Below are 13694 nucleotides of genomic sequence, written 5' to 3'. Positions count from 1 at the left end.
AAATTATTGAGCTAAAAATAAATAAGAAATAATGGCACAAAGCCCAATCACAAAAGCAAAAAGATAAAGTCCAATACTTCCGGACTGCAATTTCTTCCCTTGAAAACTTATTTCGTTAGTAACTTTCCCAAGTCCAAAAACTAGAGAAGATAAACTTGTTTCTATAGTGTCTCTAAAAAATCCTGACAAAACATTGATTGGTTTAACAATTATAGCGTCATAGAATTCGTCCACGTAATATTTATTATAAAGCACTTTTGAGAATCCAGTAATAGCAGCATCTTCTGCAGGAACAGAATCTTGCTTAATGTATTTGGCGTAAGCCAAACCAATACCAATTAATCCACCAACAACTGCAATAGCCATTAATATATATTCATTAGTCCCTAAATGATGAGCAGCTGTTGCTAATTTTGGCAAAATTGGAGTTAAATATTCATTCAACCAGCTGTTTCCCGGTAAACTAATCAAACCACCTATTGTTGCTAAGATTGCTAACACGATAAGAGGTATAGTAATCAAAGAATTACTTTCATGTAAATGATTTTTTTGATCCATCGTTCCTCTAAATTCTTTGAAAAAAGTTAGGAACATCAATCTAAACATATAGAACGCCGTCATTATCGAAGCTACAGAACCAATCACCCATAAAGGAATGTTGCTATGAAAAGCCACTAACAAGATTTCATCTTTCGAGAAAAAACCTGAAAATAATGGAACTCCTGAAATAGCTAGAGAAGCAATAAGCATTGTTCCAAATGTAATTGGCATCGCTTTTTTAAGTCCGCCCATATTGCGCATATCTTGTTCGCCACCCAACGCATGAATAACAGAACCAGAACCTAAGAACAAACAAGCTTTAAAGAATGCGTGTGTTATTACATGGAAAACGGCAACTTCATAAGCGCCTAATCCCAACGCTAAGAACATTAATCCTAATTGGGAAACGGTAGAATAAGCTAATACTTTTTTAATGTCATTTTGAACTAATCCAATAGTAGCAGCTACTAACGCAGTGATCGCTCCAACAACAGCAATTATAGATTGAACATCTGGTGTTAGATCAAACAAGAAATTCATTCTCGTGATCATAAAGATTCCTGCAGTTACCATTGTAGCAGCGTGAATTAATGCTGAAACAGGTGTTGGACCTGCCATTGCATCCGGTAACCAAGTGTATAATGGTATTTGTGCTGATTTACCACAAGCTCCAATGAATAGTGCAAACGCAGCAGCTGAAAGCCAGTACATATTTAAATCTGTAGCTCCAGAAATTGCTGTTTTTAAAGTAGAGAAATCTAAAGTGTTGAATAACATTCCTAGGATGAAAATTCCAATTAACAATCCTAAATCTCCAATTCTATTCATGATAAACGCTTTCTTAGCCGCATCATTGAATTCTTGGTTTTTATACCAAAACCCAATCAATAAGTAAGAACAAAGACCTACGCCTTCCCAACCAATGAACATTACTAATAAGTTACTTCCTATTACAAGTGTAATCATGAAAAAAACAAACAAATTCAAATAGGCAAAAAAGGTATGCATCTTTTCATCGTCGTGCATGTAACTAATAGAATAAAGGTGAATCAAAGATCCTATTCCAGTTACAAAAAGCAACCATAAAATAGATAATTGGTCTAATAGAAAACCAAAGTCTACTTTAAAATTACTGATTTGGATCCAATCAAATAATTGAATTTGAATTGGTTCTTTTGAAGCGGTTATTTGTCCGAAGAAATAAAGTGAAACAGCGAATGAAACTGCAACAGTTAATGTCCCAATTATTCCAGCTACTGTTTTTCCTAAACTTTTTCCGAAGAAAATATTAATTAAAAACCCTAAAAAAGGAGCTAATAATAAGAGTAAAGATAAATTTGTATTCATTATAGTTTATCCTTTTAAGTTTTTTAAATTGTCTATTGTAATCGAGCCAACATTCCTAAAGATAGAAACTAGAATTGCCAATCCTACTGCAACCTCTGCCGCAGCTACCGCCATAGAGAAGAAAACAAAAACTTGTCCTTCTGCATCTTGATGATAAGTTGAAAATGCTACGAATAATAAACTCACTGCATTCAACATAATTTCTATTGACATAAATACGATAATGGCATTTCGTCTATATAAAACTCCAAAAACACCAATACAAAAAAGTATTACGCTTAGGAATATATAATTTTCAATACCAATTTGGTTTAAAATATTATTCATATTACTTTTCTAATTTTTCTTTTTTAGACAATAAAACGCTTCCTATCATTGCTACTAAAAGTAATACAGAAGCAAATTCAAAAGGAACCATATATTCATTAAGGAGTACTTTCCCTAATACCTTTATAGATTGATAATCTTCACCCGTGGAAGTGTATTCACCAACTATAGGTTTTGAATTAATAAAAATGGCAATTAAAACCAAACTGATTAAAACAAAAGAAACAATCGCTCCTAGTCTGGTAATTCTTGGTCTATATACTTCTTTTTTCTCATTCAAATTCATCAACATTATGGTGAACAAGAACAAAATCATAATTGCACCCGAATAAACTATGATGTGAACTATTGCTAAAAATTGAGCATTTAGTAAGAAATAGTGTCCTGCAATAGAGAAAAAACAAATCACTAGATAAATAGCACTGTGAATTGGGTTTCTACTGTAAATGGTTAAAAATGCAGTTAATAATGTTATAAATGCTAATACACAAAATATAATTTGAACAGCAGATGCATTTGCAAAATCAGGTATATTGATCATTATTTAGCGTTTTTTAATTGAGCATTTTTCATTGCAATATCTAATGGCATGACCAATTTATCTTTTCCAAAAATAAAATCTTCTCTATCATAACTTGAAGGTACAAGCAATTTAGAAGTCGTCAAGTAAATAGCATCTTTCGGACATGCTTCTTCGCATAATCCACAGAAAATACAACGCAACATATTTATCTCATATATTGAAGCATATTTTTCTTCTCTGTACAAGTGCTTTTCGTCTGCCTTGCGTTCCTCAGCTTTCATTGTGATTGCTTCGGCAGGACATGATAATGCACATAATCCACAAGCGGTACAATTTTCTCTACCTAGTTCATCACGCTTTAATTGATGTTGACCACGATAAACCGGACTCATTTCACGTACTTGCTCTGGATACAAAATCGTAACCTTTCTAGTAAACAAATGCTTAATTGTGATTATCATTCCTTTGACAATCGCAAGGAGATACATTCTTTCTAAAAAAGACATCTCTTTATTAGAGACTACTTTTTTTCTTCCCGATAAGGATATACTTTCTATTGACATTTTTTATTTTTATTTGAAGCTTATTCCTGCTATCCGTTTCAATCTTTATGTCGCTATAGCTCACATAAAGGATTTCCGCTTCTATCAGGGCTACTGCTTTTTGGTGCTAATTAAAATCCTAAATAAGCAAAAATTTCTGCTCTCAAAATTACTATTCCAGTTATCATGATATTTACAATCGCTAATGGAATTAAGATTCTCCAACCCAAATGCATCAATTGATCATATCTAAATCTTGGTATAGTCCAACGAACCCACATGTAAAGGAAAATGAAACCACATATTTTAACAAATAGAGCAGCTATTCCTATAACATTGGCAATATTTACACCCCAGTTTTCTACTGCCCAACTCATTCCAGGATAGTTATATCCTCCAAAGAATAAAACAGCGAGAATAGTAGAGGAGATAAACATATTTGCATATTCAGCAAATAAATAGAAACCCATTTTCATCGAAGAATATTCTGTATGATATCCACCAACTAATTCTGTTTCACATTCCGCTAAATCAAAAGGAGTTCTGTTTGTCTCTGCAAAAGCACAGATTAAGAAAATAAAGAAGGATAATGGTTGGTAAAAAACATTCCAGTTCAATCCAGCCTGTTGTGCTGAAATCTCTCTTAAACTTAAAGTACCAGTCATCATTAATAAAGCAATCAATGAAAGTCCCATTGCTACCTCATAAGAAATCATTTGAGAAGCGGCACGAACTGCACCAATCAATGAGAATTTATTATTAGAAGCCCATCCACCAATCATGATTCCGTAAACACCTATTGACATTACACCAATAAGATATAATAATGCAACATCGATATCGGTTGCTTGAAGAATAATATCTCTTCCAAAAAGGTGAAATTTGTCTCCCCAAGGAATAACGGCACTAGTCATTAATGCTGTTGTCATTGCAAGAGCAGGTCCTGTAAAAAACAAAAATCGGTTAGGGGTATCAGGCTCAAATTCTTCTTTAGCAAACAATTTTAAACCATCGGCAAGTGGCTGTAATATTCCACCTTTTCCAGCTCTGTTAGGACCGATACGATCTTGAAGCCAAGCGGCTACTTTTCTCTCAGCTAATGTAGAGTACATCGCCATTAACATTGTAATTGCAAAAACAACTAAAATGATAACGCTTTTCTCTATAATTAAAGTACTATCCATTTTTTAAATGTTACCATGTTTAAAATCTTCCTCTTCATTTTTATCCAAAGGGATAGCTGGCATGCTTATTTTTTTACGGTCTTGTTCTCTACCTAAAAGGATTTGATCTTCAGTAGCGATTTCAACAGTTTCTAATTTTCTAGTGTAATTATTTTGATTAATAACAGAGTCTTTTTCAAATTCTCTTGGTCCTTCAATAATCCAATCTGAAACTTCTTTGTGATCAAAACGACAACCATTACAAATAAATTCTTCTACTTCATGGAATTCATCTTTTCTACCAGTTACACGTTGGATTTCATCACCAAACATCCAAACTGTAGTTTTTCCACAACATTTATCGCAATCTCTATGTGCATTGTAAGGCTTGTTGAACCACACTCTAGATTTAAATCTAAATGTTTTATCAGTCAATGCTCCTACTGGACACACGTCAATCATATTTCCTGAAAACTCATTATCAATTGCTTTCGAAATACAAGTAGAAATGTTTGAATGATCACCTCTATCCATAACTCCGTGAACACGATCATCAGTCAATTGATCTGCAACCATTACACAACGGTAGCAAAGAATACAGCGATTCATGTGCAATTGAATATTCTCACCTATGTTCTCTGGTTCAAATGTTCTTTTCTCCTCTATAAAACGACTTTGAGATTTTCCATGTTCGAAACTTAAATTTTGCAAATCACATTCACCAGCTTGGTCACATACAGGACAATCAAGTGGGTGATTAATCAATAAAAATTCAGTTACTGATTTTCTAGCTTCTTGAACTCTCTCAGAAGATTTGCTATTAACTTCCATTCCATCCATACAACCCGTTACACAAGAGGCCATTAATTTTGGCATTGGTCTTGGATCAGCTTCACTACCTTTAGCAACTTCCACTAAACAACAACGGCATTTTCCACCGCTCCCTTTTAGTTTAGAATAATAGCACATTGCGGGCGGAACAACTTCCCCACCTATCATACGTGCCGCTTGCAGGATCGTTGTTCCTGGTTCTACTTCTATCGACTGTCCGTCTATTGTTACTTTCATTTATCTTTTTGTTTTTTTAGTTTAAGATTTAAATATTTACCTTTTACGATAAAAATAAAATCTTAAAACTTGAAACTAATTTAAACTGTTTGAATACCCACTAAATGCTTAACTGTAGAAAAAGGTTCAGCAACAAAGTGATCTCTATTTTTTATTTTCTCTGGGAAACGAATGTGGTATTCGAACTCATCTCTAAAATGACGAATCGCTGCTGCTACTGGCCAAGCTGCTGCATCACCTAAAGGACAAATTGTGTTACCTTCAATTTTACTTTGAATACTCAATAGCAAATCGATATCTTCTTCACGTCCATGACCGTTCTCAATTCTATGTAATACTTTTTCCATCCATCCTGTACCTTCACGGCAAGGAGAACATTGACCACAACTTTCATGGTGATAGAAACGAGAAAAATTCCATGTATTACGCACAATGCAAGAAGTATCATTATAAACGATAAATCCGCCTGAACCTAACATAGAACCTGTTGCAAATCCTCCATCACTTAATGACTCATAAGTCATTAAACGATCTTCACCATTTGCTGTTTTGTAAATTAAATTTGCTGGTAATACTGGAACAGAACTTCCTCCAGGAACAAATGCTTTTAATGGTCTATCAGAACTCATTCCTCCTAAATATTCATCAGAATTCATAAACTCGTAAACACTTAATCCTAATTCGATTTCGTAAACACCCGGATTTTTAACATGTCCAGAAGCTGAAATTAATTTAGTACCCGTTGAGCGACCAATACCAATTTTAGCATATTCAGCACCTGAATTATTAATAATCCACGGCACAGCTGCAATCGTTTCAACGTTATTTACAACAGTAGGATTAGACCAAAGTCCAGAGATTGCTGGAAACGGTGGTTTGATACGAGGGTTTCCTCTTTTTCCTTCTAATGATTCAATTAATGCAGTTTCTTCACCACAAATATAAGCTCCGGCTCCACAATGAACGTAAAGTTCTAAATCAAATCCTGAGCCTAATATATTTTTACCCAAAAATCCAGCAGCTTTTGCTTCGTTAATGGCTCTTTCTAATATTTTATAAACCCACATATATTCTCCACGAATGTAGATATAGGATAAGTTCGCCCCCAAAGCATAGCTCGAAGTAATCATACCTTCGATCAATAAATGAGGAATAAATTCCATCAAATAACGATCCTTAAAAGTTCCCGGCTCTGACTCATCAGCGTTACAAACTAGATGTCTTGGCTTTCCTGATTTTTTATCAATAAAACTCCATTTCATTCCAGCAGGGAAACCCGCACCACCACGACCACGTAATCCCGAAGTTTTCACTTCTTCAACTACTTCGTCAGGAGTTAAGGTTTTTAATGCTTTTTCTACTGAAGCATAACCTCCGTTTGCACGGTAAACATCATAGGTCTTTATACCTGGAACGTTTATTTTATCTAATAATATTTTTTGTGACATATTATTTATCGTGTAATATTATTTTATCGTTTTTACAATCAGCAATTAATAGGTCGATTTTCTCCTTATTCAAATGTTCCTTGTAAAAATCTCCTAACTGCATCATTGGAGCATATCCACAGGCACCTAAACACTGAACACCAACAACAGTAAAATTACCATCAGCTGTAGTTTCTCCTGGCTCAACTCCTAATTTCTCACAAGTGTAATCCATTAGATCCTCTGCTCCATTCAAACAACATGGTGATGTTGTACAGAATTCGAACATATATTTTCCAACTGGCTTTTGATTGTACATAGTGTAAAATGAAACTACTTCATAAACCTCAATTGGTTTAATTTGGATAATTTCAGCTACTTTATTCATCAATTCAAGACTCAACCAGTTATCATGTGCATCTTGAACTTCATGCAAAACCGGCAACAAAGCTGATTTTCTTTTATCTTCAGGATAATGACTGATCAATTCATTGATACGATTCATCAATGACTCAGTAATATTTATTTCTTGTGGGTGAAAGGTTCTTTCCATTTTTATTGTTTTTGCCAAAAAGGCGAAAAGTCACAAAGTTTTATAATTTATCAGATTAAATAAATCTGAAATCAATCCCGAGACTTGGGGACGTTAATCTAAAATCTCAAATTCTTTTTAAGCGTCTAATTCTCCTGCAATTACATTTAAACTTGACAAAATTACAATCGCATCCGATAGCAATGATCCTTTTATCATTTCTGGATAGGCTTGGTAATAAATAAAGCAAGGTCTGCGGAAATGTAATCGATAAGGAGTACGACTTCCATCTGTTACTAAATAAAAACCTAACTCTCCATTTCCACCTTCAACAGGATGGTATATTTCTGCAACTGGAACTGGAACTTCACCCATCACGATTTTGAAGTGATAAATCAAGGATTCCATGCTTGTGTAAACATCTTCTTTTGGCGGAAGGTAATAATCTGGAACGTCAGCGTGGAAATCATTTCCTTCTGGCATTTTATCTAAAGCTTGACGAATAATACTCAAACTCTCCCAAACTTCGGCATTACGAACGCAAAAACGATCGTAAGTATCTCCAGTTTTTCCAACAGGAATTATAAAATCAAAATCTTCGTACGAACTATAAGGTTGAGCAACACGAACGTCATAATCAACACCTGTAGCACGTAAATTAGGACCTGTAAATCCATATGAAATTGCTTGTTCAGCAGTTATAGGACCAACATCAATAGTACGATCCATAAAAATTCTATTTCTTACAAATAGATTTTCAAATTCTTGCCAAGCAACTGGAAATTCTTCTAAAAATAAATCTAATTTTCTGAAAGCTTCAGGAGACCAATCTCTCTCAAAACCACCTATTCTACCCATATTTGTAGTCAATCGAGCACCACAAATTTCTTCATAGATTTCGTAAACTCTTTCTCTAAATTGGAAAACATAAAGAAATCCAGTAAAAGCACCAGTATCAACTCCTAAAATAGAATTACAAATAATATGATCCGTAATTCTTGCTAACTCCATTACAATAACTCTCAAATATTGAGCACGTTTAGGCACCTCAATATCTAATAATTTTTCTAATGTCATCCACCAACCCATATTGTTTATAGGCGATGAACAATAGTTCATACGGTCTGTAAGCGGTGTTATTTGGTAAAAAGGACGATTTTCAGCAATTTTTTCAAAAGCTCTATGAATGTAACCAATAGTTGGTTCAGCCTCTAAAATACGCTCCCCGTCCATCAACAATACATTCTGGAAAATTCCGTGTGTTGCTGGGTGAGTAGGACCTAAATTCAAGATAGAAAGCTCGCTTCCATCATCATTTAGCTGCTCCTTCATTTTCTTAGCATAGCGATGCTCTGGTGGTAATAATAGTTCTGACATTTATAGAATGTGAAAAATTATATATTGTGTTTTTAGCAATTGTCTATTGTTCTTCCGAAGAAACGGTCATCTTTATCTGTTCTTCCACCATCTTCCATTGGAAACTCTTTACGCATGGGAAATGAAATCATTTCGTCCATGTTTAAAATACGTTTCAATTGAGGGTGACCGATAAAGTCTACTCCATAAAAATCGAATGTTTCTCTTTCCATCCAATTGGTGCAAAGAAAAATGTTTGATATTGTTTTTATCTCCGGTTTATCGCCGTTAATAAAAGCTTTTATTTTGATGCGTTTGTTGTCATACCAATTGTGCATATGATACACAATCGCAAACTGCCTGTCCACTTCATTATCTGGATAATGTATCCCACACAAATCAGTTAAAAACTGAAAACGCAATACAGGATCATTTTTCAAAAAAAGAACTAGTGCTGTAATTTTGTCAGATGCTACTTCGAACGAAAAAATATCTTTTTCTTCATTAAAACGAAAAACATTCTCGCCGAACGCTTCTGTTAATTTATCTTGAATAGCTGTGTTTTCTAATGCCATGTCTTTATTTGATATTATAAGAGGCTAATAATGCTTCGTATTCTGGAGAGCTTCTTCTTCTCACCGATTCCGATTTAACCAATTCTTGCAATTTCATAACTCCTTCTAATATTTGCTCTGGTCTTGGTGGGCAACCTGGAACATAAACGTCTACAGGAATTACTTTGTCAATTCCCTGAAGCACGGAATACGTATCAAAAATACCTCCTGAAGAAGCACAAGCTCCAACAGCAATAACCCATTTAGGCTCTGACATTTGCTCATATACTTGACGTAAAACTGGAGCCATTTTTTTTGAAATAGTTCCCATCACTAAAAGCATATCAGACTGACGTGGAGAAAAGCTTAAACGCTCTGATCCAAAACGTGCAATATCATAATGCGCACCCATTGTAGCCATGAATTCAATACCGCAACAAGAAGTCGCAAAAGGCAATGGCCAAAGTGAATTAGCTCGAGCTAAACCTACAACATCATTCAATTTTGTTGCGAAGAAACCTTCTCCAACAAAACCTTCCGGTGCTTCAGCCATTTTTATATTTGAATTACTCATCTTTTTTATTTTGTATTTGAAAATTTGAATTTACAAACAGAAACTGTCTGAAATTCAATATTTAAAACAATTTTTCATTCCCACTCTAAAGCTTTCTTTTTGATGATATAGAAGAAACCAACTAAAAGCAAAAGCATGAATATTATCATCTTTACCATACCTTCCATACCTAACTCCTTAAAGTTTACTGCCCAAGGATAAAGAAAAACTACTTCAATATCAAAAAGTACAAACAAAATCGCAACAAGAAAATATTTTACAGAAAACGGAATACGCGCATTTCCTATACCTTCAACACCACATTCAAAGTTTCTATCTTTAATTGCTGATTTTCTTTTAGGCCCTAATTTGCCAGAAACAAGAATTGTCCCCACTACAAACCCAGCAGCCAGTAAAAACTGCATTAAAATAGGGATATAATTTAATTGATCAGATTGCATATTGCGTATTTTTTTGAATGAGAATAAGCTACAAAGATAGGTTTCAAGTATGTAAAACACAAGTTTAAAACAATGATAAATTTAAAGCAAATTAGAATTACAGACTAATTTTTATTGATTATAAATAAGTAAATCGGTTTCGATTTTCAAAAGTGAGAATTTTCAGTTTTGAGCAAAAAAAAACGCTTCGAACTAAATCGAAACGTTTTATCAAAAAATAAATCTTTTGATTAGATAACTGCTACTTTCGCAGCAACTTTCCCTTTTCTTCCTTCTTCTTCTTCGTAGCTTACTCTATCACCTTCGCGTAATTCTTCCGCGTTGATTCCTGATGCATGAACAAAAATGTCTTTTCCTGTTTCTTCGTCTGTGATGAATCCGTAACCTTTAGATTCATTGAAAAATTTAACTGTACCTGTACGCATTGTAATTGTAATAATAATTTATAATGAGGCAAATGTAATATTTAATATAATACGAAATACCAACTTGTGTTTTTATTTTGTAAAATTATTGATATTCAATGCATTCTATCAAAATAGATATGCAAAAAATGACTATAAAAGATTAATATGAAGCTCTTTTAATTGCGACGGATCAATTTTAGATGGAGCATCGATCATCACATCTCTACCAGAGTTGTTTTTTGGGAAAGCAATAAAATCACGAATCGTTTCTTGTCCGCCCAAAATTGCAACTAATCTATCCAAACCAAATGCAAGTCCACCGTGTGGTGGTGCACCAAACTGAAAAGCGTCCATTAAAAATCCGAATTGCGCTTTAGCTTCTTCTTCAGTAAAACCTAAATATTTAAACATTAATTGTTGTGTAGCTTTATCGTGAATACGAATAGAACCTCCACCGATCTCATTTCCGTTTAAAACCATGTCATAGGCATTAGCACGAACTTTTCCTGGATCCGTTTCTAATAAATGCATATCCTCTGGTTTTGGAGATGTAAATGGGTGATGCATCGCATGGTAACGACCACTTTCATCATCAAATTCTAATAAAGGGAAGTCTACAACCCATAATGGCGCAAATTCTGCAGGATTTCTTAACCCTAAACGAGTTGCAACCTCCATTCGCAAGGCGCTTAACTGACCTCTTGTTTTATCTGCAGGTCCAGAAAGAACAAAAATCATATCTCCAGGCTTTGCTCCAGTAATTTTTGCCCAATTTCCTAAATCTTCTTGATCGTAAAATTTATCTACAGATGATTTATAAGTACCGTCTTCATTACATTTTGCATAAACCATTCCTGAAGCTCCAACTTGCGGACGTTTAACCCAATCAATTAAAGCATCAATTTCCTTACGTGTATAAACTCCTGCACCTGGAACAGCAATTCCCACCACTAATTCAGCAGCATTGAATACTGGAAACTCTTTATGTTTTGCAAATTCGTTTAATTCACCAAACTCCATTCCGAAACGAATGTCCGGTTTATCATTACCGTATGTTTTCATGGCATGTTCGTAGGTCATTCTTGGGAATTTATCTACTTCAATACCTTTTATTTCTTTTAGTAAGTGTCTCGTTAAGCCTTCGAACACATTTAAAATATCTTCTTGCTCCACAAAAGCCATTTCGCAATCAATTTGTGTAAACTCTGGTTGCCTGTCTGCACGCAAATCTTCATCACGGAAACATTTCACAATTTGGAAATACTTATCCATTCCGCCCACCATCAATAATTGCTTAAAAGTTTGAGGAGATTGTGGCAAAGCATAAAACTGCCCTGCGTTCATTCGAGAAGGAACAACGAAATCCCTCGCTCCTTCTGGAGTTGATTTTATTAAGTAAGGTGTTTCTACTTCGCAAAAATCTAGATCAGAAAGATACTTGCGCACTTCCATTGCTACTTTATGACGAAAAAGCAAACTATTTTTCACTGGATTTCTTCTAATATCCAAGTATCGATATTTCATTCTAATATCTTCACCACCATCTGTTTCATCTTCAATCGTAAAAGGAGGAGTAAGCGATGCGTTCAAAATATTTAGTTCGGTCACTAAAATTTCTATCTCACCAGTGCTGATATTTTTGTTTTTAGCTTCACGCTCAATAACAGTTCCTTTAACCTGTATAACAAATTCACGTCCCAAAGTCTTTGCTAATTCAAAAACTTCTTTATTCGAACGACCTTCGTCAAAAATCAATTGTGTTATTCCATAACGGTCGCGCAAATCAACCCAATTCATAAATCCTTTATCACGAGATTTTTGAACCCAACCAGCAAGTGTAACTTCTTGAGATATATTTTTGGCGGTTAGTTCTCCGCAGGAATGACTTCTATACATGGCTAAAAAATTTTTGCAAAAATAGTGTTTTGTTTTAAATTAGTACCTCTTAAAGACTCAATAAAAGAAAAGGTGCAATTCAAAGCACTTTACATTCTCTGATTTATCCATTATATGCACTGCGAAAATTAGATAAAAAAGTGAACTCAGCTATGTAGAAAATAGTAAAGGACTATTAATGAAAATTACTGAAAGCTAATTTCAAATATATTTTCTACTACAGGAAACTTGTAATGCCACACCGATTATGTTAAGGGTGATTTATATATTCAATACATAATGACGATCCGATTTGCATGGAACAACTTTCCTTCCTAGTGATAATAGCTAAAAAGATGCTTGAAACGATAAAAAAATATTATTTGATTACAGAAAATAATCATAAGTATTTAATATCGTAATCTTTAATGCAATTAAATCCCAATGTTAAGCTTTCACTCAATGTTACTAAATTGTTAAGCTAAAGTTTTTTTAATGTAAATTCTTTTATAAATTTGGTAAGAAATCTAAAAACATACTGCTATGAAAAAGTACATAATAATGACCGTTTTACTACTATCAGGAATTGCTTTTGCTCAAGATAATAACGTCAAACTAGAAGCTGTTGGTGATTTAGTAAAAACTACGTATTATTTTGACAACGGAAAAACGCAACAAGAAGGTTTCTATAAAAATGGAAAACTAGAAGGTATTTGGACTTCATACGATCTAAATGGCGCCAAAACAGCTGTTGCTACCTATAAAGGTGGGGAAAAGGTTGGAAAATGGTTCTTCTGGAATAACGAAGTAATACATGAAGTGGATTACTCACAAAGTAAAATAGCTGCAATTAAAACATGGAAAAAAGACAGTGTAGTTAACAACTAGAAAAATTTATAAAATGTAGAAAGCCTCTGATAATTCTAGACTGCACCCAAAAGTTTAGACAAATTTATAATTAATTTTGATAATAATGAGCTCGATATTTTATCGGGCTCATTTTGTTTAAATTTGACTTG

The 13694-nt window shown here is 34.0% G+C and carries 15 protein-coding genes; 1 reads left to right on the top strand and 14 read right to left on the bottom strand.

Annotated elements, in window-relative coordinates; genetic code table 11:
* Positions 1-3 precede the first annotated feature (3 nt).
* The 14 genes from nuoL to aspS all read right to left on the bottom strand — a co-directional run bounded on the left by nuoL (position 4) and on the right by aspS (position 12696).
* Positions 4-1887: an NADH-quinone oxidoreductase subunit L gene (nuoL, locus tag RCH19_RS12135; protein WP_343023442.1), complete on the bottom strand. Its 1884-nt coding sequence runs from the start codon at positions 1885-1887 to the stop codon at positions 4-6.
* Between the two features lie 6 nt (positions 1888-1893).
* Positions 1894-2214, bottom strand: a complete 321-nt coding sequence (nuoK, locus tag RCH19_RS12130) for an NADH-quinone oxidoreductase subunit NuoK (RefSeq protein ID WP_121924577.1) — start codon at positions 2212-2214, stop codon at positions 1894-1896.
* A gap of 1 nt (position 2215) precedes the next feature.
* Entirely contained in the window at positions 2216-2755 is a 540-nt protein-coding gene (locus RCH19_RS12125) for an NADH-quinone oxidoreductase subunit J (RefSeq protein ID WP_343023441.1), read from the bottom strand.
* Positions 2755-3300, bottom strand: coding sequence for an NADH-quinone oxidoreductase subunit I (locus tag RCH19_RS12120; protein ID WP_343023440.1), 546 nt, complete (start codon positions 3298-3300; stop codon positions 2755-2757). The genes RCH19_RS12125 and RCH19_RS12120 overlap by 1 nt, the downstream gene beginning before the upstream one ends.
* Before the next feature lie 110 nt (positions 3301-3410).
* Positions 3411-4463, bottom strand: a complete 1053-nt coding sequence (gene nuoH, locus RCH19_RS12115; RefSeq protein ID WP_343023439.1) for an NADH-quinone oxidoreductase subunit NuoH — start codon at positions 4461-4463, stop codon at positions 3411-3413.
* Positions 4464-4466: 3 nt separating this feature from the next.
* Complete coding sequence (locus RCH19_RS12110) at positions 4467-5510, bottom strand: 2Fe-2S iron-sulfur cluster-binding protein (protein ID WP_121924581.1); 1044 nt, start codon at positions 5508-5510, stop codon at positions 4467-4469.
* 80 nt (positions 5511-5590) lie between these two features.
* A complete protein-coding gene (gene nuoF / locus RCH19_RS12105; protein ID WP_343023438.1) occupies positions 5591-6958 on the bottom strand; it encodes an NADH-quinone oxidoreductase subunit NuoF in 1368 nt (455 codons plus the stop codon).
* 1 nt (position 6959) lies between these two features.
* The gene (locus tag RCH19_RS12100; RefSeq protein WP_121924583.1) at positions 6960-7490 is read right to left on the bottom strand and encodes an NAD(P)H-dependent oxidoreductase subunit E; all 531 of its coding nucleotides are present in this window, start codon (positions 7488-7490) and stop codon (positions 6960-6962) included.
* A 117-nt stretch (positions 7491-7607) separates the two neighbouring features.
* Positions 7608-8846, bottom strand: coding sequence for an NADH-quinone oxidoreductase subunit D (locus RCH19_RS12095; RefSeq protein ID WP_121924584.1), 1239 nt, complete (start codon positions 8844-8846; stop codon positions 7608-7610).
* 32 nt (positions 8847-8878) lie between these two features.
* Positions 8879-9400: an NADH-quinone oxidoreductase subunit C gene (locus RCH19_RS12090; RefSeq protein WP_121924585.1), complete on the bottom strand. Its 522-nt coding sequence runs from the start codon at positions 9398-9400 to the stop codon at positions 8879-8881.
* 4 nt (positions 9401-9404) lie between these two features.
* Complete coding sequence (locus RCH19_RS12085; protein ID WP_121924586.1) at positions 9405-9953, bottom strand: NADH-quinone oxidoreductase subunit B; 549 nt, start codon at positions 9951-9953, stop codon at positions 9405-9407.
* 74 nt (positions 9954-10027) lie between these two features.
* Complete coding sequence (locus RCH19_RS12080) at positions 10028-10393, bottom strand: NADH-quinone oxidoreductase subunit A (RefSeq protein WP_121924587.1); 366 nt, start codon at positions 10391-10393, stop codon at positions 10028-10030.
* A gap of 230 nt (positions 10394-10623) precedes the next feature.
* The gene (locus tag RCH19_RS12075) at positions 10624-10818 is read right to left on the bottom strand and encodes a cold shock domain-containing protein (RefSeq protein WP_007137066.1); all 195 of its coding nucleotides are present in this window, start codon (positions 10816-10818) and stop codon (positions 10624-10626) included.
* A 132-nt stretch (positions 10819-10950) separates the two neighbouring features.
* Complete coding sequence (gene aspS / locus RCH19_RS12070; RefSeq protein ID WP_343023437.1) at positions 10951-12696, bottom strand: aspartate--tRNA ligase; 1746 nt, start codon at positions 12694-12696, stop codon at positions 10951-10953.
* A gap of 522 nt (positions 12697-13218) precedes the next feature.
* Between aspS and RCH19_RS12065 the strand changes: the two genes are divergently transcribed.
* Positions 13219-13563, top strand: a complete 345-nt coding sequence (locus RCH19_RS12065) for a membrane-binding protein (protein ID WP_343023436.1) — start codon at positions 13219-13221, stop codon at positions 13561-13563.
* Positions 13564-13694 lie beyond the last annotated feature (131 nt).

The sequence above is a fragment of the Flavobacterium sp. PL12 genome (genome assembly GCF_039123485.1).
Classification (GTDB): domain Bacteria; phylum Bacteroidota; class Bacteroidia; order Flavobacteriales; family Flavobacteriaceae; genus Flavobacterium; species Flavobacterium weaverense.
Note: the sequence above shows the minus strand (reverse complement) of the source record. Positions and strands in the feature narration are given on the sequence as shown.